Consider the following 26,894-nt stretch of genomic DNA (forward strand, 5'->3'; position numbering starts at 1 on the left):
CCACATCGGTATTCTGGGGCTTTTTCGTTGAAAAAATAATATCCGCCCTCTGGACGCCGGATACTCCGGTTGCTATACGGCGCGGACCGTTCCGGCGTAGCTCAGCGGTAGAGCAGTTGACTGTTAATCAATTGGTCGTAGGTTCGATCCCTACCGCCGGAGCCAATTTACCCCGCTAGATCACATCTCACCCCGCAAGGGCATCCTTGAAATCCGCACGCAGGTTGCGTTTCAGCACCTTTCCGGTTGCGTTCAGCGGCAGCGCGTCAACAAAAACAACCTTGTCCGGAATCTGCCATTTGGCAATTTTCCCTTCGAAGAAGGCCAGAAGTTCCTTTTCGCTTGGGTTTTCGCCCTCGGCCCTTACTGCAACTAGCAAGGGGCGTTCGTCCCATTTCGGATGCGGAACACCGACCACGGCGGCAGTTGCCAGTTTCGGATGCGCAACAGCGATATTTTCAAGTTCGACCGAGCTGATCCACTCCCCTCCGGACTTGATGATGTCCTTGGATCGATCCCGGATGGTCATGTAACCATCGGCGTCCAGCGTTGCGACATCGCCTGTGGCGAACCAACCGTCTTGCAACAGATCCTGATCCTGCATCAGGAAATAGCTGTCCAGTACCCAATGCCCCCGCACCATCAGATCGCCCTGCGTTTCACCGTCATGTGGCAGATCTTTGCCATCATCATCCACGATTTTCAGTTCAACCCCAAACGGTGGCCGACCCTGACTCAGACGGATAAGGTGTTGTTCTTCAAGCGGCAGCACCAGATGTTTGGCCAATGGGTAGTTGGCCGTACCAAGTGGGCTCATCTCGCTCATTCCCCACGCATGTACCGTATCTACGTCATATTTATTCCGGAAAGTCTCCATCATCGAAGGTGGGCAAGCGGCACCTCCAATCACGGTCCGTTTGAGGCTTTTCAAACTCGTCCCGCATTTGGCCGCATGCGCCAACAGTCCCTGCCAGATGGTTGGCACCCCCATGGCCAGCGTCACGCCATAGGTGTCGATCAGATTAACCAGCGCCTCGCCATGCAAATCCGGGCCGGGTAAAACCAGTCGCGATCCGGACATGGCGCAGGCATAAGGCGAGCCCCATGCATTAACGTGGAACATAGGAACGACGGGCATCACGACATCCATCGCCGAAAAGCCGATCACGTCGCGCGTATTCGACGCGAAACTGTGCAGGACCGTCGATCTGTGGGAATAAAGAACCCCCTTGGGATGGCCGGTTGTACCCGACGTGTAACACAGCCCTGACGCGGTGTTTTCATCCAGCTCAGGCCAATCAAAGGCCGCGTCACCGGTTTCGATCAGCTCGTTATAAAATTTCAGGTCGGGTATCTTTGTTGCAGCGTCATCATTGCGAGGGCCCATCAGAACAAAATGGCGAACATCCGTCAGCGCACCGTGCAAAGCGGCAACCAGCGGGACGAAGGTTGCATCAAAGAACAACACCCGATCCTGAGCATGGTTGATGATATACGTCAGTTGTTCAGGAAAAAGCCTCGGATTGACCGTGTGACAGACATATCCCGCACCCGAGGTGGCATAATAGATCTCCAGATGGCGACGATTATTCCAGGCCAGCGTCCCGACCCTGTCCTGCGGCTCCAGACCCAGCTGCGTCAGGGCCGACGCCAAACGCCGGGCGTTCACGGCTATCTCGGACCAATTGGTTTCGGTCACAGTTCCATCCGTTTCGACCGAGATGATCTCAGTCTGACCGTGGTAGCGCTGTGCGTGATCAATCAGCGACGAAATCAGCAAAGGCTGCGTCATCATCTGTCCCAGCATGGACATCCTCCCGTCATGGGCGGGACCTTGCCTGGCCCCTGCCTGTTCCGTCTGGCACTGACAGGCAGGGGTGTTCCCCGTCACGTCAGTCCAGCCGTTTCCTAGAAGGAACCCTGCCAATCATTTAATTGTCTGACAATAAGAGAATGCAGCCCACACCGGTAGCGGAATACATCCCGTCGCCTAATCCCGGTGTTTCAGCGCGTAGGCGACCAATGCTGCGGTCGACCCATCCTTGCCCTCGGCGCTTTCTTCGCCATCCACGATGGGGCCAAGCGAATTGGCCAGTTCCTTGCCCAGCTCAACCCCCCACTGGTCGAAAGAGTTGATGCCCAGCAACACGCCTTCGACAAACACCCGGTGTTCGTAAAGCGCAATAATCTGACCCAACACAAACGGTGTGAGTTTGGGGTAAATCAATGTTGTCGAGGGACGATTGCCGGGGAAAACCCGGTGCCGGGCCTGCCGGTCCAGTTCATCACCCAGATACCCCTGCTGCGTCATGCGTTGGCGCGCTTCTTCGAACGAACGGCCACGCATCAGGGCCTCGGACTGCGCCAGACAATTGGCCAAAAGCAGACGGTGGTGATGGGTCAGTTCGGGTTCATGCCCCTCGGCCGCAACCATGAATTCGCAGGGAATGACATCAGTACCCTGATGGATCAGCTGATAAAACGCGTGTTGTCCATTGGTGCCCGGCTCACCCCAGACGACAGGACCTGAAGGCATGGCGAGGGTTGAGCCATCCATCGCCACGGATTTGCCATTCGATTCCATTTCCAACTGCTGGAAATATGCGGGCAGGCGCAAAAGCCGCTGGTCATAAGGCAGCACCGCACGGCTGGTATGCCCCAGAACCTGACGATGCCAGATGCCAACCAATGCCAGCATCACAGGCATGTTTTCATCCCAGTCAGCCGAGCGGAAATGCAGGTCCATCGCCTGCCCGCCGCGTAATAACGCGTCAAATGCGTTTGAACCAACTGCAATCATGACCGGCAAGCCGACCGGACCCCAAACCGAATAACGCCCACCGACCCAATCGGCGAATCCGAAGACATGCGCCTCGGGAATACCGAAGGCTTTCGTCTTGTCCAAAGCGCTGGAAACGGCGGCAAACTGGCGCGACGGATCGCCCCCGCCTTCGGACATCCACGCGCGGGCGGTGCGTGCATTGGTCATTGTTTCGATTGTGGTGAAGGTTTTTGAGGCGACAATGACCAGCGTGCGCGTCGGGTCGAGCTGCCGCAACGTATCCGCGATATGCGCCCCATCCACGTTCGAGACGTAATGCACCCGTGGTCCATCGTGATAAGGTGCCAGCGCCAATGTGGCCATGACAGGGCCGAGGTCTGACCCGCCGATGCCGATATTGACCACATCGGTAAAGTTGCCCCCCGCTCCAGCGATAGCACCGCCACGCACCTCCTCAGCGAACACGCGCATCCGTTGCAGCGTATCCAGAACCTCGGGCATAACGTCCTGACCGTCCACTTCAACCGGCCCGCCATCAAGGTTGCGCAAGGCCGTGTGCAACACCGCGCGCCCTTCGGTCTCGTTGATCTTCTCGCCCGCGAACATCGCATCACGCCGAGACGCAAGACCAGCCTCTGCACACAATTGAATGAGCGCGGATCGCACCACATCATCGATCTGTGTTTTTGAATAGTCGAATACCACATCCCCGGTTGAGGCTGAAAATACTTCGGCCCGGTTTGCATCTGCCGCAAACAGGTCAAGGATACGACGGTCACTTGTCGTCTGAGCCAGTGTTTTCAAAGCATCCAGATGCATTGCTTTACTCCGCCCAGTGTACGGTCATGCCACCAAGAACTGCGGCGATCGGTGCCTCTTCCGGTGGTAGCGACATGGCTTTTTCAAGAACGGCGCGTTTTGCCTGTCCATAGATGATCAGATGTTTCGACAGCGCCCCGTCCAGGACCGGAGCGGTCAGGGAAATTCGCGCCTCTGGCTGCGTTTCGGTCCGGGCGACGATCAACGTAGGTGCATCACTGCGCAATGCCTCGTCCAGCCCTTCCATTCCCGGAAACAATGAGGCCGTGTGCATGTCTTCGCCCATTCCCAGTACCAGCACCGACAATGGCAATACCGGCGCAATCAGCGACTCGATTTCAGGCAACGCTGCCTCAGGTTCTGCACCAGGGACATAAAGCGGAATATATTGCGCCACAGAGGCCCTGCTGGTCAGCAACCTTTCGCGGATCAAACGCTCGTTAGAGCGGTCATGATCCGCTGGCACACAGCGTTCATCCGTTGGCAACACACGCACACGATCCCACTCAAGATCGGCGGCACACAGGCTGTCAAATACCGGGCCCGGAGTTGTTCCCCCGGGGACGGCCATTGCAACGGTATCATGGTGCAGCAATGCGGCCTCAAGATCGCCCGCCAACACGTTGGCCACGTCGATGGCAAGCATTTCGCGATCAGCATATTCCTGAATTTTCATGGCTTTATCCCTTGCCAGTGGCGTCCATCACGTTTCATTAGCAGTTCAGCGTCGCCCGGCCCCGTGCTGCCGCTGTCATAAGGCTTCGGCACGTCCCCGCGCGCCAACCATCCAGCGATGATCGGATCGGTCCAGGCCCAGGCGGCCTCAACCTCATCCCCGCGCATGAACAGGGTCTGGTTTCCACGGATCACGTCCATCACCAGTCGTTCATACGCATCTGGCGGGTCCTGATTTTCGGGGCCGAGGGCTTCGGCAAAGCTCATGTCCAAGGGAACATCGATCAGACGCATCCCGCCCTGCCCCGGTTCCTTGATCGTCACCTTCAGCGTGATCCCCTCATTCGGCTGCAACCGGATCGACAACGTGTTGGCGTGACGCCCCGCTTCTTCCCCGAAAATCGAATGCGGCGCGTCCTTGAACATCACGTTGATCACCGACGAGCGCGCCACCAGACGCTTGCCGGTGCGCAGGTAGAACGGTGTACCTGCCCAACGCCAATTGCTGATATGGGCCTTTAACGCCACATAGCTTTCGGTGGTTGATCGCAGGTTGCCAACGCAGTCCCGGTATCCCGGCCCGTCCGATCCGGCCGCAAACTGCCCCCGCACGATGTGATGCGGTTCAACAGGATTAAGCGCCCGGATCACCTTGAGCTTTTCATCCCGAACTGCGTCAGGATCGAACTTGGCCGGAGGTTCCATCGCAATCAGGCAGAGCAGCTGCATCAGGTGGTTCTGCACCATATCCCGCATCGCACCCGCGCGCTCATAATAATCTTCGCGCCCCGCGATACCGACAGTTTCCGCAACCGTTATCTGGATATGGTCGACATACTGGCTGTTCCACAGCGGTTCGAACAGCATATTGCCAAAGCGGACCGCCATCAGATTCTGGACGGTTTCTTTGCCTAGATAATGGTCGATCCGGTAGATCTGATTTTCATTAAAATGCGCGGCCAGCGTGGCATTCAAGTCCCGCGCGCTTGCCAAATCATGTCCAAACGGCTTTTCGACCACGATGCGGGTTTCTTCTGTCACCAGATCATACGCCCTAACCCGTTCGGCCAATGGCCCGAACAGGCTGGGACCGACCGAGAAATAGAAAGCGCGAACCCGGTCCGGCGAGAGCTTTTCGCCCAGTACATCCCAACCTTCCGACGTCAAGGCATCCAGCGATACATAGTCGACCCGTTGCAGGAACCGGGTCAGGGCTTGCGAATCCCGGGCGCGTTCCGAAGCGTGCCGTTGCAGCGACTCAGCAACCATCTTACGAAAGGCGTCCGCCGAATGACCGGCGCGCGCCGCTGCGATAATCCGGGCATCCTCGTGCCACTGACCCGCACAATACCGACGGAAAAGCGCAGGCAGGATCTTACGCTGCGCCAGATCACCGGTGCCGCCGAAAATGATCAGATCAAATGGATCAACAGGGATGACACGTGAAACCATGAGTTGTCCTTACCCTGACCCTTCCGGCATGTCCAATGTTAGCGCAACCAAAGCTCAATAAATCTTGTTGATCAAAACTCTGTCAGAACCCCTGCACCAGACTTACCAAATCCGCGACAAAGGGCTAGATCAGTCTGATGACTTCAACGAACCGGATGCGGGAATGAAAGACAACGCCCCTCAGCTTGCCAATATCGGCAAGTTTCAGCGTAAACTGGTAACGGCCGATGGCCAGACCCGCGCAAAGGTTTCCCTGACCAACCCTCAGACCCTGTGGTTCAACACCGGCACGCTGTGCAATATTGAATGCGTAAGCTGCTATATCGCCAGCAGCCCGACCAATGACGCACTGGTTTATATCACTGCAGACGAGGTTCGTGACTACCTGGATCAGATCGAAGCCCGCAATTGGCCTGTGCGTGAAATCGGTTTTACGGGCGGCGAGCCCTTTATGAACCCCGAGATGATCGATATGACCCGCGCCGCGCTGGAGCGTGGATACGAAGTTCTGATCCTGACCAACGCGATGGCCCCGATGATGCGCCGCAAGGTGCGCGACGGGCTACTGGCATTGCAAAGGACTTTCAATGACAAGCTGACCCTGCGTGTTTCCGTCGATCATTACCGCGCAGAACTGCACGACCTTGAACGCGGCAAGGGGAGCTTTGAAAAAACCCTGACGGGTATGAAGTGGCTGCGCGATCACGGCTTTAACATGGCTGTTGCCGGGCGCACCGTTTGGGGTGAGTCTGACACGGAAAGTCGCGCGGGTTATGCCGCATTCTTTACAGAGCACGGCTTTGACATTGACCCGCATAACCCGGCTCGGACCGTCCTGTTCCCGGAAATGGACGAAACTGTCGAAGTTCCCGAGATTACAACGGCTTGCTGGGGAATACTGAACAAATCACCCGATGCATTGATGTGCGCCAGCGCCCGCATGGTGGTGAAACGGAAAGGCGCTGACCGGCCTGCCGTGTTGGCCTGCACCCTGCTGCCCTACGAGTCGGAGTTCGAGATGGGGCATTCTCTGGCCGAATCCGAGGCTGACGTTCACCTGAACCACCCCCATTGTGCCAAATTCTGCGTGCTGGGCGGTGCCAGTTGCTCTGGCTGAACGATTCAGGAATTCCTGATTTCGCTTCGGACGGATCATCAGACACGCGCCGACCATTTCGCTTCAATGATTGAAGAGCATGCACCAACGGAACTCGTACCTGCCTCTCGCTCAGTTCACACGAAACTCGCCCACCATGTTGCGCCACTCACCCGGTGCGATCATTTTGCGATGGGTGAATTTGACCGAATGCAGCGGGCCTTCGATTTCGCGCTGCCAGAAGTCGATGAATTTGAACAGTTTCGGATGATCCGGCGCAAGGTCGTAATCCTGCCAGATGAACGTGTTCAAGACGTGGATATAGTCGGGCATATGATAGAAAAACTCAGCCGTTGTCAGCCCGTACCCCTTGAGCATCAATTCGGTTTCGCTTGGATTCATGCAGACCTCCTGTTTGATACAAGGCCTGTTCAAGATATCACGAAAACCTTCTAATACTTATATAACAATATGTTACTTGAGTATTACCGGGGAATTTCCCCGTAAAGGCGCTGCTTGCTTGCACCTTATGTGCCGGGTCTGATAAGATACACCCACAAGATATAGACCCAGAACAAGACACGGGCAGTTTACGTGAGCGATACGCCAGAAATTCCTGAAAACATGGATGAAACCCCGCCCGAGCGCCCAGTCTATGACGGCCCGACGGTTTCCATCGAATCCGAAATGCGCACGTCCTATCTGGACTATGCCATGTCGGTCATCGTCAGCCGCGCGATCCCTGATTTGCGCGACGGGCTGAAACCGGTTCACCGGCGTATCCTTTATGCAATGCACGAAACGGGGAATACCCACGATAAGGCGTACCGCAAATCGGCACGCCCGGTGGGCGACGTGATGGGTAAGTACCACCCGCATGGTGACAGTGCGATCTATGACGCGCTGGTGCGGATGGCGCAGGATTTCTCGATGTCGCTGCCGCTGCTGGATGGTCAGGGCAACTTTGGCTCGATGGACGGCGATAACCCGGCGGCTATGCGGTATACCGAAGTGCGGATGGACAAGCCCGCCGCTTCCCTGTTGGCTGATATCGAAAAAGAAACGGTCGATTTTCAGGACAACTATGACGGCAAGGACCGGGAGCCGACAGTTCTGCCGGCCCGTTTCCCGAACATGCTGGTCAATGGTGCCGGAGGAATCGCCGTGGGGATGGCGACAAACATTCCACCGCACAACCTTGGCGAAGTAGTCGATGCGACTCTGGCGCTGATCGACGATCCCGACCTTACATCAGAACAGTTGATCGAATACGTCCCCGGCCCCGACTTTCCAACCGGCGGTGTGATGCTTGGGCGCTCAGGTGCGCGTAAGGCCTATCTGGAGGGCCGCGGCAGCGTCATCATCCGCGCCAAGACCCGGGTGGAAGAAATTCGCAAGGACCGCTATGCCATCGTTGTCGACGAGATTCCCTATCAGGTGAACAAGGCCGCGATGATCGAAAAGATCGCCGAGGCGGTTCGCGAGAAGCGGATCGAAGGCGTGGCCCATGTACAGGACGAATCCGACCGCAACGGCGTGCGCGTTGTGGTCGAGCTCAAGCGCGATGCGACGCCCGAGGTGGTGCTGAACCAGCTCTACCGCTTTTCGCCGATGCAGACCTCCTTTGGCTGCAATATGCTGGCGCTGAATGGTGGCCGCCCCGAACAGCTGACCCTGCGCCGGTTCCTGACCTCGTTCATCGACTTCCGTGAAGATGTCGTTGCCCGCCGTACGGCCTATGACCTGCGCAAGGCGCGCGAACGCAGCCACATCCTGTGTGGTCTGGCTGTGGCCGTGTCCAATGTCGATGAAGTGGTCGCAACGATCCGGTCGTCGGCGGACGCCGCCGAGGCCCGCGAAAAACTGATGACCCGCCGTTGGCCTGCCTCAGAAATCGAAAGTTATCTGCGCCTGATCGATGATCCTCTGTCCAAGATGAATGACGATGGCACCTATAATCTGACCGAGGTTCAGGCCCGTGCCATTCTGGAGTTGCGCTTGCAACGCCTGACCCAACTGGGTGTCAAAGAGGTCACGGACGAGCTGGAAGAACTGGCGGCCAAGATCAAGGAATACCTTGATATTCTGTCCTCACGCGAACGGATCATGGGCATCATCGCTGATGAGCTGCGCAGCGTGCGTGAACAGTTCGCGGTCGACCGCCGCACTGAGATCGTCGACTGGTCCGGTGACATGGAAGACGAAGACCTGATCGAGCGTGAAGACATGGTCGTGACCGTCACTTCGGGCGGGTACATCAAACGCACACCGCTGGCAGATTTCCGCGCCCAGAAACGCGGTGGCAAGGGCCTGTCGGGGATGCAAACCAAGGAAGAGGATGTTGTGACCAACCTCTTCGTTGCGAACACCCATACACAGCTGCTGTTCTTCACGACGGACGGGATGGTCTACAAGCTCAAGACCTGGCGCTTGCCCCAATCCGGACGCACCGGCAAAGGTAAGGCCATCGTCAACATCCTTCCGATCCCAACTGGCGTTTCCATCGCCGCGATAATGCCCGTGGATGTACCGGACGAGGAATGGGAAAACCTCCAGATCGTCTTTGCCACCAGCGCAGGTGACGTGCGTCGTAACCGGTTGTCGGACTTCACCAATGTCCGGCGCAACGGCAAGATTGCCATGAAGCTGCCCGACGGCATTGAACTGGTGAATGCGCGCATCTGTTCGGAAGACGAAGACGTGATGCTGGTCACCAATTCCGGCCGCGCGATCCGCTTCCGGACAACTGACGTGCGTGTCTTCAACTCGCGCGAATCCACAGGTGTCCGGGGGATCAGGCTGACCAACGGTGACCGCGTCGTTTCGATGTCCGTGATCCGTCATTTCGAGGCGACACCCGAAGATCGTGTGGCCTATCTCAAGATGCGGCGTGCGGTTGCGGGGCTTACCGAAGAAGACGCTGGTGAAGACGAGGAAGCCGCAGCAAGCAGCGATTTCAGTCAGGAGAAATACGCCGAGATGTCGGCTGCCGAAAACCTTATCCTCACTATCACCGCTGGTGGTGCAGGCAAGTTGAGTTCAAGCCACGACTACCCCGTGCGCGGACGTGGCGGCATGGGCGTAGCCGCGATGGACAAGGCGATGCGCGGTGGGGATTTGGTTGCATCATTCCCGGTCGAGATCGACGATCAGATCATGCTGGCCACATCGAAAGGCCAATCTATCCGGGTGCCGGTCGATGGCATCTCTTTCCGCTCACGTTCCGCAGGTGGCGTGAAAGTGTTCAATACCGGCAAGGGCGAAGAAGTCGTCAGCGTCGCCTGGATCGCCGACCAAGCCGACGAGGAAGAATGACAGTAACCCCGGGCACCGGTTCGACGGTTCCCGGAGTTCACTTCATGTCAGGTAGGCATTGAAAAAAGCGATGGTCCGGCTCCATGCCAGATATGCCGCAGCTTCGTCATACCTGGGCGTCGTATCGTTGTGAAAACCGTGATTGACGTCCGGATAGAAGTGCACGCTGAATTTCTTTTGATTGGCTTTCAACGCCTCTGAATATGCAGGCCATCCAGCGTTGATACGCTCGTCCAGACCGGCATAGTGAATCATAAGAGGTGCTTCGATGGACGGAACATCTTCGGCTGGTGGTTGCCGACCGTAGAATGGCACCGAGGCAGCAAGGTCCGGATAGGCTACGGCCAACGCGTTGCAAACACCTCCGCCATAGCAGAAGCCGACAGCACCAACTTTGCCTGTCGAAAGTTCATGATCACGAAGGAATTCAAAGGCGGCGAAGAAATCCGCCATCAGTTTTTCCCGGTCCATCGAGCGCTGCATCTCGCGCCCTTCTTCATCAGTACCGGGATAGCCGCCAAGGGGCGACAACCCATCAGGTCCAAAAGCCAGGAAACCGGCCTTGGCCGCGCGGCGCACAACGTCCTCGATATAAGGGTTTAGACCCCGGTTCTCGTGCACGACCAACACCGCAGGCAGTTTACCTTCGGCATTTGCCGGCATCGCCATCAGGCCGCTGGTTTCGCTATGCCCATCCGGGCTGTCATATGCGACCACCATGGTTTGGATCGCGGGATCGTCCGGGGCCACCTGTTGCGCCCAGGCGTAATTGGGTTGCAACTGGTCCAGGATCATTGCGCCTGTCATTCCGGCAGCCGTGTATTTACCGGCTTTTGAGATGAACTCACGCTTGGACATCGTGCCGTGCACATATCCGTCGAATATCTCGAGGATACGCGGATCAAAATCACTGGCTTTCTTGCGGGCGTTTCCGGTCATCGTTGCCTCCCAGGCGATGGTATCGGTGCACCGATTCTAACGCCTGAGCTGCAATTCGGAAACTCACAAATCGTAGAGCGCGCCGAACTTGGTCTCGAGATAGCTTAGCAATGGGTCCGGTCCGGGCTCGATGCCGCTTGCACGGGCTATCACCTCGCGCGGTGCATAAAGGCCGCCATGCTGCTGGACATGCTCACGCAACCAGCCGGTTGCGCCGGTGGTGTCGCCGCGAGCCAGTTGCGCATCAAGATCGGGCTCTGAACCGCGCAAGGCTTGATAAAGGCACCCAGCATAGACATTGCCCAGCGAGTATGTCGGGAAGTAACCGAACAGCCCAACCGACCAGTGCACATCCTGCAAACAACCGTTCGAGGGCTTGTCGACCGCATAACCGAAATCTGCCTTGAATCGATCATTCCAGGCGGCTTCCAGATCGCCGACCTGCAAGTCTCCGGCCATCAGCGCGCGTTCCAGATCAAACCGCAGCATGATGTGCAGATTGTATTGAACCTCATCCGCCTCGGTGCGGATATAGCCGTTGTGGACGCGGTTGACCGTCGCATAAAACGCATCCGGATCGGCAATGCCGAACTCGCCGAACGCCTCTTTCATTTGTTCGAACAACCAACCGGTAAAGGCCCGCGACCGACCCAACTGGTTTTCGTAGATCCGGCTTTGACTTTCATGCACGCCCATCGACACACCAGACCCGAGCGGTGTCAGCAGGTATTTCCTGTCGATCCCCTGTTCATAGGCGGCGTGGCCCACCTCGTGAATGGTGGAATAGAAACAATTGAACGGGTCCGTTTCGCTGGTTCGCGTGGTGATGCGGACATCAAGACCACTGCCTGAACTGAACGGGTGAACCGCCTTGTCCACGCGGCCATTGTTCAGGTCATAGCCAAAGGCGACCGCCAGTTTTTGTGTCAGACGCATCTGGGTCTGCTCATCAAAACTGCGGTTCAGGGCAGCGGGCTCGGGCCGCTCCAGCACAGCGGCGCGCAGGGCCACCAGTCGTGGGCGCATCTGGTCGAAGATATCCGCAATCTGTGCGCTGGTCGTGTAAGGCTCGTAATCTTCGACCATGGCGTCGTATACGTCGCCCCCTTGCGCCAGCGCCTCGCCTTCCTGTCGTTTCAGCGATACGACCTCTTCCAGAACCGGAAGAAAGGCCGAGACATCTTCGTCCGCGCGCGCCTGCGCCCACTTTCCCTGCGCAGCGGATGTCACACGGGCAATCGCCGTCGCCAGATCGGCAGGCACCTTCACCGCGCGATCATATGCGCGCCGGATTTCACGCATCTGCGCCTTGCCGACCTCATCCTGAGGCGCGGCCTGATCCAGCCATTCGGCAACACGAGGATCAGAACGACGTGCGTGCAGGACAGATTCGATAGCTGCCATTTCTTCGGCGCGCTGTGGCGCAGCGCCGCGCGGCATGACGGTTTCCTGGTCCCAGCCAAGCCGACCGGCGATCTGGCCCAAAGCCGAAGTTTCCCGCTGAAAGGTCATCAGTTCATTGAAAGCGGTCATAATTTCAAACTCCGCGCACAGATGTTGCGATTGGATAAGCCGTGAGGAACCGCGCGCGCAGGATCAGCGTCCAAACGATGACGGCCATAAACTGGTGGAAGATAGCGACCTGCCATGGCGCGCCGTAAACCACGGTCACGATGCCGACGACGACCTGTAACGAAAGCGCGGCGAAAGCAGCGTTGAAGGCAAAACGCGTCTGCGGATGCGCGCTGCCGCTGCCACGTCGCCAGACGACAACGGCGAAGATGAACAGCAGATACCCTGCACACCGGTGGATGAACTGTACCAGACCGGGGCTTTCAAAGAAGTTTCGCCACATCGGCTCCAACATAGTCGCATCCGGTGGAAGCAACTGCCCTCCCATCAGCGGCCAGTCGGTGTAAGACCGCCCGGCGTCGATCCCGGCGACAAGCGCGCCAATGAGTATTTGTAAAAAGGCGAAGTGCATCAGCCCTGTGGACAATGAAAACAGCCTGACCTCTTTGGCCCGGCGCGCCTGCATCAGGTCACGTTCTTCCCGGCCGAGTTCAAAGATGTACCAGGCCAGGACTCCCAGGATCACAAAAGCCAGCCCCAAATGCGTTGCCAGACGGTAACTTGCAACAGCCGTCATGCCTTCACCCTGGGTGACGCCCGAGGCCACCATCCACCAACCAACAGCGCCCTGCAGACCGCCAAGAAGACCCGGAACGATCAGCTTTCCCATCCACCCTGTCGGGATCTTGCGGGTGAGAAGAAAGGTCAGAAATCCAACGGCCCAGACCAAACCGATCATGCGGCCCAACTGACGATGGCCCCATTCCCACCAATAGATGGATTTGAAATCACCCAGTTCCATCCACTGGTTCTGGATGCGCCATTGGTCAATCTGCTTGTACTTGTCGAACTCTGCCTGCCAGTCCGCTTCGGTCATCGGCGGCAAAGCTCCGGTGATCGGGCGCCATTCGGTGATCGAGAGGCCGCTGTCAGTCAGGCGCGTCAAGCCGCCAACCGCGATCATCACAACGACCAGAGCAAACAGGATCATCAGCCAGACGCGGATCGCATTGCGCGCGCCGCCGCGCCCCCGGTCGATCATACCGGGTTGAACCGCCTGTTGTTTTTTGGTGTCCGTGACCTCTTCGAAGATGCTGCGCTTACCGCTCATGCTGTCCTCATGTCCTGATTTTGTCGCAAGCTAGGGCTTGGGTGAAGATAGGTCCAGCCTCAGCCTTTATCCTTCCAGCGGACCATCTGACGCATGATCCCGTGCAACATCTGCACATCGGCCCGTGTCATTCGCATCCGCGACCACAGGTTGCGCAGGTTAACCTTCATCCCTTCGGCCTTTTCGGGAGGGTAGAAGAACCCCGCCTCCTCCAGCCTATCCTCGTAATGCTCGACAAGTTTTTCGACCTCGATCCCAGTGGCCCAGTCACCTTTGCCCAGGTCGGTCGATTCATGCACCACATCCCCGGTCTGGCGCATCCACTCATAGGCGGTCAGCAATACGCATTGACCAAGGTTCAGCGAGGCATATTCCGGGTTCACCGGCACCGAGATGATCGCGTTGGCCTTGGCGATGTCTTCATTCTCTAGCCCCGCGCGTTCAGGGCCGAACAGAACGGTAACCTTCTCGCCTGCCGCGATCTTTCCGGCGGCAATCTTCATTGCGTGTTCTGGGCTGTAGACAGGTTTGGTCAAGCCCCGCTGACGGGCTGTCGTGGCGAAGACAAACGTGCTGTCGGCCAGCGACCCGGCCAAGTCGTCAAACAGCTGCGCCTCATCCAGCAAGCGCCCTGCGCCGCTGGACATTGCCACCGCTTTGGGGTTCGGCCAGCCGTCACGCGGGGCCACGATACGCATCCGGTCAAGCCCAAAGTTCCACATCGCCCGCGCAGCAGCACCGATGTTTTCACCCATTTGCGGGCGCACAAGCACGAAGGAAGGCTGGGGTTTGTCGCTGGGCATGGCTCACCTTAAGAAAACTTGGCCTGCTGTAATTGGCAGGCTCTTGCAGGGCAAGGCGCAGGGGCGTTATTTGCAGGCTCTGATCCATAAAAGTTTGCTTCCCAGCCGCAATCCGCTAAACCGCGCCAAAGACTGAAAGCCGAAGGACGCGCCCATGGACACCCCCGAGCAGCCGCAGATTTACCTGATCACGCCTCCGACCATCGAGTTGAGCACGTTCACGAACAAGCTGGCGACTGTGCTGGACGGGGTCGAGATTGCCTGTATCCGCCTCGCGTTGGCCGGAAGCGACGAAGATACCATCGCCCGTGCAGCGGACGCTTGTCGCGAAGTCGCCCATTCGCGCGACGTGGCCATCGTGATCTCGAACCATGTATTGCTGGCGCAGCGTTTGGGGCTGGACGGGGTGCACCTGGATGATGCTGCACGCTCGGTCCGCACCGCGCGCAAGGAACTGGGCGCCGATGCAATCGTCGGAAGCTTTTGCGGCGCGTCCAGCCATGATGGCATGACTGCTGGTGAAAACGGGGCGGATTATGTGGCTTTCGGTCCTGTCGGCTCGGCCAAACTGAGGGATGGGACCCGCGCCGAAAAGGACCTGTTCCAATGGTGGTCCGAGATGATCGAGGTTCCGGTTGTGGCCGAAGGTGGGTTGACGCCCGAATTGATCCGCGATCTGGCCCCCTGCACCGATTTCTTTGGCATCGGCGATGAGATCTGGGGCAGTGACGATCCGCTTGGCGCACTGAAAATGCTGCTGGCCGCGTTGCCTTAACCCTGCACCCAAGGCTCGACTATCCAGTAGACCCCGGCACCTGCAATCAGCATCGAGGCCAGAACCGATACCCGGCCTCGTATACGGTGTGAGCCGCCAGAAAACAAAAGCGCCAGAGCAAGCCCGGCAAGGGCCACGGCAAAAAGCGGCAGAATATTCCCGGCGCCAAAGCCCAAGATGGCCGGGGGCAGATGATCTGGCGGCACTCCGATCCCGATCAGGGCCGAGGCAAATACCAGACCTTGAAGACCGCCAATGGCGAGAACCGCCAACAAACGCCAGACCTGCAATCGCCGGGCAACCAGGTTCCACAGCGCCAGAACGATGGTCGAAGCCACCAGAACCGGGGCCTCGCTCACTTTTCCTGCATCCAATACGCCATGCAAACCCAGCCCAAGCCCGATCAGAGCGCCCGCTGACAGGAACACCAGTTGAGATACCACTGGGCGCAATTTCAAAGACAGAAACACTAGCGCCAAAACAAGAATGGATGCCTTAATTGGGTTTCGGAGAAACTGATCGACCCCTTTTGTGAAATATGTCTGCAATGTTTGTTGCGTTGTCAGAGACGCCCCGCCTTGCAAGGGGATCAGCGGGCTGGCTTCACCGGCAGCCAAATACCCGGTGTATGGGGCCGCGACATTTTGCTGTCGCAGAACGATGGGTCCGCTTTCTGACGGCCAGGTCAGACGCAGGTTTGACGCCTGATCGGGCAAAGGAGCAGTCAGCAACAGTTTGGAAACCCGCACTTTCTCCGTTTCTCCTACAACAGGAATACGCACACCTTCATAAGACAAACTCAATCGCTCTGGTGCCTCCACGATAAGATTATGTTTCCAGAGCTGAACGAACTCTCTGATCTGGGGTTCCAGCTCAGAGGAAACCAGCCGCCGCAAGGATTTGTAGTTTGGATCGTCGGAAAACGCAGCGGGCTGCGCGGGATTGTTCCCGGTTAATATGGCCTCGGCATTCCATTTCAACTCTAGAAACAAAGTGTCGGACTTGACCCAGAAATCAACGACGGTCGGCGGGGCGGATTGCGCTCTGCCGGATCCGGGATGCAAAGCTACAAGAACAAAAAAACTCAGGGCACAGGTTTTGAGGGTTCGAAAGATGGCGCGGAAAACAGGGCCATTCATACGAAAAGCTCCAACAGGAAAATCAAATCACCAATCATTGCTATCGATTGTTCCCGCGAAGGCCGCAGATCGCAAGCCCAAAGGGCATATCGGACCTGTGCACCGTAAATCTCTGATTGCGGTAACGTTCTGACTTGCATGGGCATCACCGCTGCGGCATGACGTCCTTTATGACTCAGAACAGTAATATCCTGTGTATCGGTTCGGTCCTGTGGGACGTGATCGGACGATCGGCCAGTGCCATGCGGCAAGGCTCGGACGTGCCTGGCCGGATTACCCGTCTGCCGGGTGGTGTTGCGATGAACATAGCCATGACGCTGGTGCGTTTTGGTATGACGCCAACCCTGCTGACCGCCATTGGCCGCGACCCCGAGGGCGACGAGCTGATTCATGCCTGTTCCCGCCTCGGTATGGTCACGGATCACATCTATCGCTCGCAGGACCTGCCGACCGACCGATATATGGCCGTCGAAGGTGCCAACGGGTTGATCGCGGCCATTGCCGACGCGCATTCGCTGGAAGCCGCTGGCGCTAAGATACTGCGTCCGCTGATGCACGGCCCGCTAGGCTATGAAAACACGCCCTTTGAGGGGCCCATTGCGCTTGACGGCAACCTGACCCTGAACCTGCTGGAAGAAATCGCCCAAAGCCCTGCATTTGCCCGTGCCGATCTGCGTGTTGCCCCGGCCTCGCCAGGTAAGGCCGAGCGCCTGTTGCCCTTCCTGAAACATGCCCGCGCCACGCTTTATGTGAACCTCGAAGAAGCAGGAATATTGTGCCAGCGTGAATTCACCGATTCTGAATCTGCCGCAAAGGGCCTTCTGGATCGTGGCGCACTGCGCGTGCTGGTCACCGATGGCGGCAGCTCGGCCACGATCGGCAGTTCGGACGAAATTCTGACCCAAACACCCCCCTCCGTTCTGGTCACCCGTGTGACCGGCGCCGGGGATACCTTCATGGCGGCTCATATCGCCTCAGAATCCGGCGGCGCATCGAGTGATGAGGCTCTGACCCGCGCTCTGCATGCCGCAGCAACCTACGTTTCCGGAGAAACCCCACTGTGATCGACATTCAATATTCAGCCGAGGTCCGCGCTGCCAAGGACGCGGGTCATCCCATCGTTGCGCTGGAAAGCACCATCATCACCCATGGCATGCCCTACCCGCAAAACGTCGAAGTTGCGGCGCAGGTCGAACAGGACATCCGCGATGCGGGGGCGGTTCCGGCGACCATGGCGGTGATTGAAGGCAAATTGCATGTGGGGCTCGAGCCTGGCCAGTTGCAATGGCTGGGTCAGGCGCAAGGCGTTGCCAAAATCTCGCGCGCAGATATGGCGGCCTGCATCTCGACCGGTGGTACCGGAGCCACAACCGTCGCCGCCACCATGATCGCCGCGCATTATGCCGGGATCGAGGTATTTGCCACCGGCGGCATCGGGGGTGTGCATCAGGGCGCTGAAACCACGTTCGACATCTCGGCTGATCTGCACGAACTTGGCCATACACCAGTCACCGTCGTCGCAGCCGGGGCCAAGGCCATCCTTGATCTGGCCAAAACTCTTGAAGTTCTGGAAACGCTGGGGGTGCCTGTCATCGCCCATGGCCAGGATGCGTTTCCTGCCTTCTGGTCTGCAAAATCACCCTATGCTGCCCCCCTGCGCATGGACACTCCTGAGGCTATCGCCAAGGCCCATGCAACGCGTCGCGCGTTGGGCCTGCCCGGCGGGCAGCTTGTGGCGAACCCGATCCCGATCGCGGATCAGATCCCTTCCGAAATACTGGCCCCCATCATCGCCGAGGCACAGGCTGATGCAGATGCGCATCGGATCACCGGAAAAGATGTGACGCCCTATCTGCTGCAACGTATCTTTGAAAAGACCGAAGGACGTTCGCTTACCGCCAACATTGCCCTCGTGCGCAACAATGCGCGCCTTGCTGCGGCGATTGCACGGGCACTGGCAGAACAGGGATAACGCAAGCCTATTGTGCCATGGCTACCGATTGACTACCTAAATCCCGATAACCACTCGGAACCAAGATGAATACACCGTTCGACGAAGAACCGCATCATCGCCGTCCTGGCATGCTGGCACGGCTGCGCGCATCTTTCCTGACCGGCCTCGTTGTCATTGCACCGGTCTGGCTGACGGTTTGGCTGATCTGGTCGGTAGTCGGCTGGATCGACAGTGCCGTTTTGCCACTGGTGCCTCATCAGTTCCAACCGGAACAATACGTTGGTATCAACCTGCGCGGTGTGGGCGTCGTGATCTTCCTGATCTTTACCGTGATTGTAGGGTGGATCGCCAAAGGCATTCTGGGCCGGTCCCTGATCCTGTTCGCCGAAAGCGTGGTAGATCGGATGCCGGTCGTCCGCTCGATCTATTCCGGGATCAAACAAATCTCGGAAACCGTATTTGCCCAAACCGAACGCTCTTTTGAAAAGGCTTGCCTGATCCAGTACCCCCGCCGCGGGATCTGGGCCATTGGGTTCGTCTCGACAACCGCCAAAGGCGAAATCAGCAAACGTGCAGAAACCGGAGGAGAGCTGCTCAGCGTCTTTGTTCCGACCACCCCCAACCCGACCTCGGGCTTTTTGCTGTTTTTCCCGGCGGAAGACGTAATTTTGCTGGACATGACAATTGAGGATGCCGCGAAACTGGTGATCTCGGCCGGGCTCGTTTATCCCAACGAAAAAGACCCTACGCAACCACCCGAGTGATTAACCGAACATGGTCGGCAGATCGACTGTACTGGTCTGGCCCAGATCACTCTTGTGCTTGGTCAGAAAACGATCCGCTGCCGCCCGCCCCGCCTGTTTCAGCTTGTGCAAAATAACCGGGTTGGGCACGGTTTTGGTGGCAACAGACAGGCTGCTCATCAACTCGTTATCCGCAATCATATGCACCAGAACGCGGCTCATGTCCCCGGCCTTCAGCTTGCCCTCTTTCAGAAGCCGCTGAACAAAACTGATTGCCCGCAATTCGCGAAACAGGGATGAGTTGAAGCTGATCTCGTTGATCCGGTTCTGGATCTGCTGCGGTGTGACCGGCACCGCGTCGCGCTCCAACGGGTTGATATTCACGATCACTACATCATCCGGCAGGTCATTGTTGAACAGCGGATAGAGCGCCGGATTACCAGTATAACCGCCATCCCAGTAGGCTTCGACCCGGTTAGTATTTGGATCAAATATCTCGACTGCCTTGAACAGGGTCGGCAGGCAAGCTGAAGCCAGAATGGCATCTGTCGAGACCTCCTCGCCAGTAAAGACGCGGATTTTCCCACTTCTCACGCAGGTGGCGCACACAAACAGGCGGGGTCCCGCATCGGCGCATACTTCCGCAAAATTGAACCTGTCCACCACCGGCTCCAGCGGATTGCTGTAGAATGGACCATAGGCATAAGGTGACACCATCCGCGACCAGGCATCACCGATTGAAAACGGCACCGAATATTCCATCGCCTGCGCGATTGCGGCCGGTTCCAACCCGCGAAACCAATTGGCTATACGCATGTCTCCAATCGCACCCATACGCCTCCAAAGCCCGTCCAGTTGCGCGCGCGCACCTTCACGTCCTGAATGAACCATCCCCGATTTGAACGCCGCACCGTTCAACGCACCGGCGGATGTTCCGGTGATCGCGGCAACCTCGATGTCTTCCTCATCCAGCAGTCGGTCAAGCACACCCCAGGTGAATGCCCCATGCGCACCGCCGCCCTGCAAAGCCAGATTGATCCGTATCACCGCCCTCACCCTTCATCTTTTCAGAAATACTCCGGGGGTTTGGGGGCAGCGCCCCCAAGGCCAATCACAAGGCGGTCCAGCCGCCATCGACAGAAATCGTGGTTCCCGTGATCTGCGCCGCCGCGTCCGAGCAAAGGAAAATGGTTGTTCCGCCCAGTTGCTCAACCGTGGCGAATTCCTTGGAAGGTTGCCGTTCCAGAAGCACGTTTTTCACAACCTCCTCGCGGCTCATATTATATTCTTTCATTGTGTTCGGGATCTGGGCCTCGACCAGAGGCGTCAGCACATAGCCCGGGCAAATAGCGTTGCAGGTGATCGGTTCTTGCGCGGTTTCCAGCGCAACGGTCTTGGTCATCCCCACCACTCCGTGCTTGGCGGCAACATAGGCTGCCTTGAACGGCGACGCCGTCAGGCCGTGGGCCGAGGCGATATTCACAATACGACCCCAACCCGCCTTTCGCATCATCGGCAGCGCGGCAGCGGTCGTGTGAAAGGCCGAGTTCATGTTGATCGCGATAATCGCATCCCATTTATCCACCGGGAACTGATCGATCGGGGATACATGTTGAATACCCGCGTTGTTCACGAGAATGTCGCAAGATCCGGCCTGCTCAATCAGCGCGCGGCACTCTTCACCTTTTGACATGTCCGCCTTGATGTAACGTGCTTTGGTTCCGGTCTCTTTGGCAATCTCAGCGGCCAGCGCGTGATCTTCGTCACGGTCCGTAAAGGAATTCAGGACGACATCCGCTCCAGCCTTCGCCAGCTCGCGCGCGACCCCCAGTCCGATGCCAGAATTAGACCCCGTGATGATTGCTGTTTTGCCGGAAAGGCTCATGACCGTTCTCCCTGAAGCGATGATTTGGTGCACAATGCCATGCTGCACCTGCAAAGAAAACGGGGAAACACACCGGTCCGAAATCCCAGCCTGACACTTCTCAAGCAGTCAAAAAAAACGCCCGCACGAAGCGGGCGTTAAGTTATTGAGGCAGGTTTCATACAGGCAAGAAACCTATCGAGCAGTGCATCCTTTATAAGCAATTCCACGCCTTCGTCCAAGCTAAAAGTTTGATAATATGAAAAATCATCACTACGGTGAATCCCAACAAAATAAGGCCAGAGCAGGATTGTTTCCAAAATGAGCCCGGATTTTCTCCGACCGTTTCGACCACTTGTGGCGGGAATCGCAAGCATTTTCATGATCTCTGTCGCCCATGCAGAATCGTCTCATGGCATAGCTATGTATGGGGACCCGGCCCTACCACCGGATTTTGTGTCCCTACCCTATGCCAACCCCGATGCCCCCAAAGGAGGCAAAGTCGTTTTCGGAAATACCGGCGGCTATAACAGCCTGAACCCGTTTTTGCAAAAAGGCACCTCGCCTTGGCAATTGCCATTTTGGACCCATGAAAGTCTGATGGGGCGATCCTGGGACGAACCTTTCACACTTTACGGGCTGTTAGCCGAATCAGTTGAGACGGCGCCGGACCGGTCGTGGGTTGAATTTACCCTGCGGGAAGAGGCCCGGTTTTCTGACGGCAGCCCGGTCACGATTGACGACGTGATTTGGTCATATGAGACGCTCGGCACTCAGGGGCATCTGCGCTATCGCGGTTTTTGGGACAAAGTCGACAGGATCGAACAGACCGGCCCGCGTTCGGTTCGGATTACTTTCAACGTGCCTGATCGCGAACTTGCCCTGCTCGCAGGGATGCGTCCGATCCTGCAAAAGGCGCAGTGGCAGGACAAGGATTTTGCCGACGCCGCCTTGCAAGATGTCCCAATCGGCACCGGCCCCTATGTGATCGATAGCTACGAGGCGGGGCGCTATGTGAACCTTCGTCGCAACCCCGAATATTGGGGGCAGGATATCCCGTTCCGCCGCGGCACCATGAATCTGGACGAAATGCGGATCGAGTTCTACGGCGACGGCAGCGTCCTGTTCGAAGCCTTCAAAGCCGGTGAACTATCAGCGGTGCGTGAGTTCAACGGCGACAAATGGGACACGCAATACAGCTTCCCCGCCGTTCAGCGCGGTGATGTCATCAAGACCGAGATACCGCATGGCAAACCGTCAGGCATGACCGGGTTCGTGATGAACACCCGCAAAGCCCCGTTTAACGACTGGCGCGTTCGCGAGGCCCTGACGCTGGCCTTCAATTTCGAATTCATCAACGACACGATCACTGGTGGGACGCAGCCAAGGATCACGTCCTACTTCTCGGGCTCAGACCTGGCCATGCAGCCCGGACCGGCCCAAGGGCAGGTAAAAGCCCTGCTGGAACCCTTTGCCTCGGATCTGATCCCCGGCACGCTGGAAGGGTATGAACTGCCGAAGGGCGACGGTTCAGCCCGCAACCGCGCAAACATCCGCAAAGCCACCAAACTGCTGACCGAATCGGGCTGGACCGTTCAGGACGGGGTTTTGCGCAACACGAATGGTGACCCGTTCAAAATGACGGTCTTGCTACAGCAGGGGGATAGCGAGATGGCGTCGGTGGTCGAGATTTATTCCCGCGCGCTGGAACGACTTGGCATTCAGATCACAGCGGAACAGGTCGACAACGCGCAGTATGTCGGGCGCACCGGAGAGCTGGATTTTGATGTTACGCCTTTCCGGCGTGCTCTTTCACTGTCTCCCGGCAACGAACAGCGTTTGTATTGGGGAAGCGAGAATGCGGACACACCCGGTACACGCAACCTGATGGGCGTGGCCTCGCCCGCTGTTGATGCGATGATTGACGCCATGCTTGCCTCGGAAACACCTGAAGATTTCACCGCGGCAACCCGCGCGCTTGACCGGGTTCTGACGGCCGGTCGTTATGTCATCCCGATCTGGAGTTTTGATGTCGGGCGGATTGCCCATATCCGCGAGCTCAAGTTCCCTGAGACTGTGCCAATCTATGGCGACGGACCGCAATACATGCCGGAAGTGTGGTGGTACGACGCCGGGTAATCACTTGAACATCAGGGCAGCCGGGCTTTGCACGACACCGGCTGTTCTCCGCACGGTGTTGGCGGACCCCTTGAAAAACGCGATTCCTTCGCGCTTCCAGCACGATTGGCCCCGGAAAACCACGCCTGTCGGCGGAATTCAGCACATGGCCGTCACACTAGGGATACGTTTCGCGACAGCAGGTCGCAGCATCAGATGCAGGCCATATCGGATGCCGGATGATCCCATGAGACGCACCTTCAGCCTGCTTCGGTCAACGTTAAAAGCTGCATTGAATCGCGGTATTTAGACATAGCCCAAAGATGGAGGTCGCCTTTACAACTCGCGCGCCGGGAATACCCGGTTCCGCACCAAACAGATCTCCTGATCCGCAGGTGCTTTAAACAGTTTCAAGCCTGCCGCCCTGTTGCGGCAGGTATTGCAGAGGCACAATCTTGTAAAAGGAATGCAGTGGCATGCTGCGACATTTTGTCATGTCTTCCCTAACGGCACCCATTACGTACCCTAAAGAGGGGGAGAGCAGTCCTAAACGCTACATAAGGAAAGCTCATACATGATGAACTGGACGGATCTGACACAAGACTGGAATGCGGCCTACGCACGTGCAAAGCGGCGTTTTCCGAATTTGCGTGACCAAGACATGATGCGCGTATCAAAAGATCGTAAAGGGTTCGAAGCCTATCTGGCAGAGCGTCACCAGTTAACCATGAACGAAGCTCATGAAGAGGTCGAAGATTTCCTGTTCACCGAAGGTCTGAACAGAGAATTCTGCCGCGCGTCGCTAAGCAAGTGATGTGACCCAAAGGATTGTCGCATCTTCGTCACTGACGGAGATTACGTTATGGCCCATGCTGCCATCGTAATAGGCGCTGTCACCCCTACGCATTTCGACCGGCTCATAGAACTCGGTATAGAGCCGGACAACACCAGTCAGAACATACATGAACTCTTCGCCATCGTGGCGCACCCAGCCGTCGAATTCGTCCATGGACCGTGCCCGAACCCGCGCGCGGTAGGGCAGCATGTGTTTCTTGGTCAGGGTTTCGGCCAGCAACTCATGCTCGTAGGTCGTTGTCGCGTGGGCCGCCCCTTCGCCCATCCGGGTAATCGCCATCCGTCCGATGACCTGGTCCCGCTGCGGCGGTGTGAAAAGCTGAGGCACCGAGATTTCCAAGCCAACCGCAAGCTTTTTGAGCGCGTCATAGGTAGGTGACATCTGCCCGTTCTCGATCTTGCTGAGCGTAGAACGGGCCAAACCGGCCTGACTGGCGGCCTGCTCCAGCGTCCATTTCCGCGCTTTTCGCAATTCGCGCACGCGCGCGCCAAGGTCCAGCGGTTCAACTTCGGTGTGATCACCGGAATCGCGGGCAATTCGGATCAGGGATTTGGGATCTTGGGTGCTCATGTCATTCTCTATAGGCTTGGCCAGCCGCGCTTGCAACGCGCCAGACACCGCGTTAGCCAATGGCCATGTTATCTGTCTTCGATCAGGGGGCGCCCGCGCCCTGCCCCGCACCGTTCAATCTGGCGGCGCATGTCCTTGGCCGTGCCGATCAGGTCCCTGACAAAGTGGCGTTGTCGGTACTAATGCCCCACGGCGCGCAGGACTGGACCTATCGCGACCTGCAATCTGCCGTGTTGGGCACAGGCGCGGGGTTGCTGCAATCAGGTCTGACACCCGGCGATACCGTTCTGATGCGGCTCGGCAATACGGTGGATTTCCCGATTGCCTATCTGGGCGCGATTTCAGTGGGTATCATTCCGGTGCCGACTTCGTCGCAACTGACGGAACCCGAAACCGCCAGAATGATCGACGATCTGTCCCCGGCTGCGGTTCTTCGTGATCCCGCTGTCTCATGCGCGCCTCATCCCAGACAGATCGAGTTGGATGCATTAAAGGCCATGCGCGACATTCCACCCGCCAGCTATGACCTGGGCGACCCCGAGCGCATGGCATATGTCGTCTACACCTCGGGAACCTCGGGCAGTCCGCGTGCCGTGGCCCACGCCCATCGGGCAATCTGGGCGCGGCAGATGATGGTCGATGGTTGGTATGGTCTGCGCGCGTCCGATCGGCTGTGTCACGCCGGAGCGTTCAACTGGACCTATACACTTGGCACCGGTCTGATGGACCCGTGGACCATCGGCGCAACCGCCTTGATCCCGGAACCGGGCACGGACATCTCCGCCCTGCCCGCTCTGCTCCGCCAGCATCGCGCAACGATCTTTGCGGCGGCACCGGGGGTCTTTCGAAAATTGGTGCAAGAGTATGAGCAAATCAACTTACCTGACCTGCGCCACGGTTTATGCGCGGGGGAAAAGCTGTCGCGCGCCCTGCACGAGAAATGGCTAAGCGCCACCGGTACGGAATTGTTCGAAGCCTATGGCATGTCTGAATGCTCGACCTTCATATCCTCCAGCCCGGCCCATCCCGCACGCGGCGACGCATTGGGGCACCCGCAACCGGGTCGTCGCGTGGCCATTCTGGGCCCGGACGGCCCGGTGCCGCAGGGGCAAGAAGGCACCATCGCCATTCATCGGTCTGACGCTGGATTGATGCTGACCTACCTCAATGCACCGGATGAAGTTGAAACCCGGATGCAAGGCGAATGGTTCCTGACCGGAGATCAAGGGGCAATGGCAGTGGACGGCCAGATCAGTTATCTGGGCCGGGACGACGACATGATGAATGCCGGAGGCTACCGCGTGTCCCCGGTCGAGGTCGAAGCCGCCCTGTCCCGTTTTCCCGGCATCACGCAGGTCGGCGCGGCCGCGGTCGAGGTCAAACCGGACACATTTGTGATAGCAGCCTTCTATACCGGCCCGGAAAAGCTGGACGATGCAGCCCTGCGCACCTATGTCGAGGCAAACTTGGCACGTTACAAACAACCACGCGCCTTCATCCACCTGTCTGCGCTGCCCACCGGTGGCAATGGCAAACTCCTGCGCCGGGCGTTGCCGGCCTATTTCGAGGCACCAGCCACATGACCCAGACCGTCAAGCTCGACATCCTGTCCGATCCGATCTGCCCGTGGTGCTATATCGGCAAAACGCATCTGGACAAAGCATTGGCCAATGTGCCCGAGCACCCTTTTGTCATCGAATGGCATCCGTTTCAGTTGAACCCTGATATGCCGGACGCAGGTATGGATCGTCGCGAATATCTGGAACGCAAGTTCGGTGGCAAGGACGGTGCCGTACGTGCTTATGCGCCCGTGGTTGAACACGCTGAAAACGCTGGTCTGAAGATCGACTTCGAAGGCATGAAACGCACACCCAATACTCTGGATGCACATCGCCTGATCCATTGGGCCGGGATCGAAGGCAAACAGAATGCTGTCGTCGATGCGCTATTCGATGCCTACTTCGTTCAGGCCCGCGATATCGGCGACCCCGAGGTCCTGTCCGACATCGCAGACAGTGCCGGAATGGACGCTGCGGTGGTCATGAAGCTGCTGAAATCCGACGCTGATCGCGAGGATATTCGCAACCGCGATACTCATTCTCGTGAAATGGGCGTCAGCTCGGTCCCGACCTACATTGTTGCCAATCAACATGCCGTTCCGGGTGCTCAACCGCCTGAAATGTGGGAGAAAGTGATCGCTGAAATCATGTCTCAACTTGACACTTATCCTGCAGAATAGCACAGAGGTCTGTGCGAATTTCCAGTCTGGTCTAACCTGACCCGCCATGATAGCGCGAACAGGTTAGGAGTG

At 57.7% G+C, this 26,894-nt stretch carries 23 protein-coding genes and 1 tRNA gene; 11 read left to right on the forward strand and 13 right to left on the reverse strand.

The window, feature by feature from the left end:
* Nucleotides 1-90: 90 nt before the first annotated feature.
* Nucleotides 91-165, forward strand: a tRNA-Asn gene (locus tag ACR0ES_RS02350).
* Nucleotides 166-187: 22 nt separating this feature from the next.
* Here the strand turns inward: ACR0ES_RS02350 and ACR0ES_RS02355 are convergent.
* The 4 genes from ACR0ES_RS02355 to zwf form a co-directional block, all read right to left on the reverse strand.
* Nucleotides 188-1,807, reverse strand: coding sequence for a long-chain-fatty-acid--CoA ligase (locus tag ACR0ES_RS02355; protein WP_480869369.1), 1,620 nt, complete (start codon nt 1,805-1,807; stop codon nt 188-190).
* A 183-nt stretch (nt 1,808-1,990) separates the two neighbouring features.
* Nucleotides 1,991-3,601: a glucose-6-phosphate isomerase gene (gene pgi / locus ACR0ES_RS02360; RefSeq protein ID WP_480869371.1), complete on the reverse strand. Its 1,611-nt coding sequence runs from the start codon at nt 3,599-3,601 to the stop codon at nt 1,991-1,993.
* Between the two features lie 4 nt (nt 3,602-3,605).
* Nucleotides 3,606-4,277, reverse strand: a complete 672-nt coding sequence (gene pgl, locus ACR0ES_RS02365; RefSeq protein WP_480564561.1) for a 6-phosphogluconolactonase — start codon at nt 4,275-4,277, stop codon at nt 3,606-3,608.
* Nucleotides 4,274-5,728 carry a glucose-6-phosphate dehydrogenase gene (gene zwf / locus ACR0ES_RS02370; protein WP_480517189.1) on the reverse strand — a complete coding sequence of 485 codons (1,455 nt, stop codon included), beginning with the start codon at nt 5,726-5,728 and terminating at the stop codon, nt 4,274-4,276. The genes pgl and zwf overlap by 4 nt, the downstream gene beginning before the upstream one ends.
* 163 nt (nt 5,729-5,891) lie before the next feature.
* On the opposite strand from zwf, the gene ACR0ES_RS02375 reads away from it, so the two are divergent.
* Nucleotides 5,892-6,845 carry a radical SAM protein gene (locus ACR0ES_RS02375; protein WP_480517191.1) on the forward strand — a complete coding sequence of 318 codons (954 nt, stop codon included), beginning with the start codon at nt 5,892-5,894 and terminating at the stop codon, nt 6,843-6,845.
* A gap of 111 nt (nt 6,846-6,956) precedes the next feature.
* Here the strand turns inward: ACR0ES_RS02375 and ACR0ES_RS02380 are convergent, their stop codons facing one another.
* Complete coding sequence (locus tag ACR0ES_RS02380; protein WP_267366492.1) at nt 6,957-7,226, reverse strand: usg protein; 270 nt, start codon at nt 7,224-7,226, stop codon at nt 6,957-6,959.
* 192 nt (nt 7,227-7,418) lie between these two features.
* Between ACR0ES_RS02380 and gyrA the strand changes: the two genes are divergently transcribed.
* A complete protein-coding gene (gene gyrA / locus ACR0ES_RS02385) occupies nt 7,419-10,139 on the forward strand; it encodes a DNA gyrase subunit A (RefSeq protein ID WP_480564555.1) in 2,721 nt (906 codons plus the stop codon).
* 42 nt (nt 10,140-10,181) lie between these two features.
* On the opposite strand, the gene yghX is transcribed toward gyrA, so the two are convergent.
* The 4 genes from yghX to ACR0ES_RS02405 all read right to left on the reverse strand — a co-directional run bounded on the left by yghX (nt 10,182) and on the right by ACR0ES_RS02405 (nt 14,564).
* Nucleotides 10,182-11,078: a YghX family hydrolase gene (yghX, locus tag ACR0ES_RS02390; protein ID WP_480537976.1), complete on the reverse strand. Its 897-nt coding sequence runs from the start codon at nt 11,076-11,078 to the stop codon at nt 10,182-10,184.
* A 63-nt stretch (nt 11,079-11,141) separates the two neighbouring features.
* Nucleotides 11,142-12,611, reverse strand: coding sequence for a carboxypeptidase M32 (locus ACR0ES_RS02395; protein ID WP_480545539.1), 1,470 nt, complete (start codon nt 12,609-12,611; stop codon nt 11,142-11,144).
* Nucleotides 12,612-12,615: 4 nt separating this feature from the next.
* Nucleotides 12,616-13,761, reverse strand: a complete 1,146-nt coding sequence (gene ctaA, locus ACR0ES_RS02400; protein WP_480480730.1) for a heme A synthase — start codon at nt 13,759-13,761, stop codon at nt 12,616-12,618.
* 59 nt (nt 13,762-13,820) lie between these two features.
* Complete coding sequence (locus tag ACR0ES_RS02405) at nt 13,821-14,564, reverse strand: RNA methyltransferase (protein WP_480480728.1); 744 nt, start codon at nt 14,562-14,564, stop codon at nt 13,821-13,823.
* A 154-nt stretch (nt 14,565-14,718) separates the two neighbouring features.
* Between ACR0ES_RS02405 and ACR0ES_RS02410 the strand changes: the two genes are divergently transcribed.
* Nucleotides 14,719-15,339, forward strand: a complete 621-nt coding sequence (locus ACR0ES_RS02410) for a thiamine phosphate synthase (protein WP_480564552.1) — start codon at nt 14,719-14,721, stop codon at nt 15,337-15,339.
* On the opposite strand, the gene ACR0ES_RS02415 is transcribed toward ACR0ES_RS02410, so the two are convergent.
* Nucleotides 15,336-16,478 carry a HupE/UreJ family protein gene (locus tag ACR0ES_RS02415; protein WP_480772766.1) on the reverse strand — a complete coding sequence of 381 codons (1,143 nt, stop codon included), beginning with the start codon at nt 16,476-16,478 and terminating at the stop codon, nt 15,336-15,338. The two genes, ACR0ES_RS02410 and ACR0ES_RS02415, sit on opposite strands and share 4 nt — an antisense overlap.
* A gap of 170 nt (nt 16,479-16,648) precedes the next feature.
* On the opposite strand from ACR0ES_RS02415, the gene ACR0ES_RS02420 reads away from it, so the two are divergent.
* From ACR0ES_RS02420 to ACR0ES_RS02430, 3 genes are all read left to right on the forward strand, one after another.
* The gene (locus ACR0ES_RS02420) at nt 16,649-17,542 is read left to right on the forward strand and encodes a PfkB family carbohydrate kinase (protein WP_480772767.1); all 894 of its coding nucleotides are present in this window, start codon (nt 16,649-16,651) and stop codon (nt 17,540-17,542) included.
* Nucleotides 17,539-18,450 carry a pseudouridine-5'-phosphate glycosidase gene (locus ACR0ES_RS02425; protein WP_480528362.1) on the forward strand — a complete coding sequence of 304 codons (912 nt, stop codon included), beginning with the start codon at nt 17,539-17,541 and terminating at the stop codon, nt 18,448-18,450. Before ACR0ES_RS02420 ends, ACR0ES_RS02425 begins: the two co-directional genes overlap by 4 nt.
* A 65-nt stretch (nt 18,451-18,515) precedes the next feature.
* A complete protein-coding gene (locus ACR0ES_RS02430) occupies nt 18,516-19,196 on the forward strand; it encodes a DUF502 domain-containing protein (RefSeq protein WP_480869373.1) in 681 nt (226 codons plus the stop codon).
* Here ACR0ES_RS02430 and ACR0ES_RS02435 read toward each other — a convergent pair whose 3' ends face one another.
* Nucleotides 19,197-20,222: a patatin-like phospholipase family protein gene (locus ACR0ES_RS02435; protein ID WP_480584540.1), complete on the reverse strand. Its 1,026-nt coding sequence runs from the start codon at nt 20,220-20,222 to the stop codon at nt 19,197-19,199. It lies immediately after the preceding gene.
* 64 nt (nt 20,223-20,286) lie between these two features.
* Entirely contained in the window at nt 20,287-21,060 is a 774-nt protein-coding gene (locus tag ACR0ES_RS02440) for a 3-hydroxybutyrate dehydrogenase (protein ID WP_209503782.1), read from the reverse strand.
* Nucleotides 21,061-21,360: 300 nt separating this feature from the next.
* On the opposite strand from ACR0ES_RS02440, the gene ACR0ES_RS02445 reads away from it, so the two are divergent.
* Together ACR0ES_RS02445 and ACR0ES_RS02450 are read left to right on the forward strand one after the other, a co-directional pair.
* Nucleotides 21,361-23,178 (forward strand): extracellular solute-binding protein, encoded by a 1,818-nt coding sequence (locus ACR0ES_RS02445; protein WP_480772769.1) that lies wholly within the window; start codon nt 21,361-21,363, stop codon nt 23,176-23,178.
* Between the two features lie 553 nt (nt 23,179-23,731).
* Entirely contained in the window at nt 23,732-23,971 is a 240-nt protein-coding gene (locus ACR0ES_RS02450) for a hypothetical protein (RefSeq protein ID WP_209503780.1), read from the forward strand.
* Here the strand turns inward: ACR0ES_RS02450 and ACR0ES_RS02455 are convergent.
* Complete coding sequence (locus tag ACR0ES_RS02455; RefSeq protein ID WP_209503779.1) at nt 23,960-24,583, reverse strand: helix-turn-helix domain-containing protein; 624 nt, start codon at nt 24,581-24,583, stop codon at nt 23,960-23,962. The genes ACR0ES_RS02450 and ACR0ES_RS02455 overlap by 12 nt on opposite strands.
* A 65-nt stretch (nt 24,584-24,648) precedes the next feature.
* Between ACR0ES_RS02455 and ACR0ES_RS02460 the strand changes: the two genes are divergently transcribed.
* A complete protein-coding gene (locus ACR0ES_RS02460; RefSeq protein ID WP_480869667.1) occupies nt 24,649-26,166 on the forward strand; it encodes a class I adenylate-forming enzyme family protein in 1,518 nt (505 codons plus the stop codon).
* Entirely contained in the window at nt 26,163-26,822 is a 660-nt protein-coding gene (locus ACR0ES_RS02465; protein WP_480584548.1) for a DsbA family oxidoreductase, read from the forward strand. The genes ACR0ES_RS02460 and ACR0ES_RS02465 overlap by 4 nt, the downstream gene beginning before the upstream one ends.
* Nucleotides 26,823-26,894: the final 72 nt, after the last annotated feature.

The organism is Ruegeria sp. N7 (genome assembly GCF_056531345.1).

What these genes read in the sequence shown, in the direction of transcription:
- ACR0ES_RS02355 (WP_480869369.1), bottom strand. Translation starts at nt 1,807, where the DNA reads ATGCTGGGACAGATGATGACGCAGCCTTTGCTGATTTCGTCGCTGATT.
- pgi (WP_480869371.1), bottom strand. Translation starts at nt 3,601, where the DNA reads ATGCATCTGGATGCTTTGAAAACACTGGCTCAGACGACAAGTGACCGT.
- pgl (WP_480564561.1), bottom strand. Translation starts at nt 4,277, where the DNA reads ATGAAAATTCAGGAATATGCTGATCGCGAAATGCTTGCCATCGACGTG.
- zwf (WP_480517189.1), bottom strand. Translation starts at nt 5,728, where the DNA reads ATGGTTTCACGTGTCATCCCTGTTGATCCATTTGATCTGATCATTTTC.
- ACR0ES_RS02375 (WP_480517191.1), top strand. Translation starts at nt 5,892, where the DNA reads ATGAAAGACAACGCCCCTCAGCTTGCCAATATCGGCAAGTTTCAGCGT.
- ACR0ES_RS02380 (WP_267366492.1), bottom strand. Translation starts at nt 7,226, where the DNA reads ATGAATCCAAGCGAAACCGAATTGATGCTCAAGGGGTACGGGCTGACA.
- yghX (WP_480537976.1), bottom strand. Translation starts at nt 11,078, where the DNA reads ATGACCGGAAACGCCCGCAAGAAAGCCAGTGATTTTGATCCGCGTATC.
- ACR0ES_RS02395 (WP_480545539.1), bottom strand. Translation starts at nt 12,611, where the DNA reads ATGACCGCTTTCAATGAACTGATGACCTTTCAGCGGGAAACTTCGGCT.
- ctaA (WP_480480730.1), bottom strand. Translation starts at nt 13,761, where the DNA reads ATGAGCGGTAAGCGCAGCATCTTCGAAGAGGTCACGGACACCAAAAAA.
- ACR0ES_RS02405 (WP_480480728.1), bottom strand. Translation starts at nt 14,564, where the DNA reads ATGCCCAGCGACAAACCCCAGCCTTCCTTCGTGCTTGTGCGCCCGCAA.
- ACR0ES_RS02410 (WP_480564552.1), top strand. Translation starts at nt 14,719, where the DNA reads ATGGACACCCCCGAGCAGCCGCAGATTTACCTGATCACGCCTCCGACC.
- ACR0ES_RS02415 (WP_480772766.1), bottom strand. Translation starts at nt 16,478, where the DNA reads ATGAATGGCCCTGTTTTCCGCGCCATCTTTCGAACCCTCAAAACCTGT.
- ACR0ES_RS02420 (WP_480772767.1), top strand. Translation starts at nt 16,649, where the DNA reads ATGACTCAGAACAGTAATATCCTGTGTATCGGTTCGGTCCTGTGGGAC.
- ACR0ES_RS02430 (WP_480869373.1), top strand. Translation starts at nt 18,516, where the DNA reads ATGAATACACCGTTCGACGAAGAACCGCATCATCGCCGTCCTGGCATG.
- ACR0ES_RS02440 (WP_209503782.1), bottom strand. Translation starts at nt 21,060, where the DNA reads ATGAGCCTTTCCGGCAAAACAGCAATCATCACGGGGTCTAATTCTGGC.
- ACR0ES_RS02445 (WP_480772769.1), top strand. Translation starts at nt 21,361, where the DNA reads ATGAGCCCGGATTTTCTCCGACCGTTTCGACCACTTGTGGCGGGAATC.
- ACR0ES_RS02450 (WP_209503780.1), top strand. Translation starts at nt 23,732, where the DNA reads ATGATGAACTGGACGGATCTGACACAAGACTGGAATGCGGCCTACGCA.
- ACR0ES_RS02455 (WP_209503779.1), bottom strand. Translation starts at nt 24,583, where the DNA reads ATGAGCACCCAAGATCCCAAATCCCTGATCCGAATTGCCCGCGATTCC.
- ACR0ES_RS02460 (WP_480869667.1), top strand. Translation starts at nt 24,649, where the DNA reads ATGTTATCTGTCTTCGATCAGGGGGCGCCCGCGCCCTGCCCCGCACCG.
- ACR0ES_RS02465 (WP_480584548.1), top strand. Translation starts at nt 26,163, where the DNA reads ATGACCCAGACCGTCAAGCTCGACATCCTGTCCGATCCGATCTGCCCG.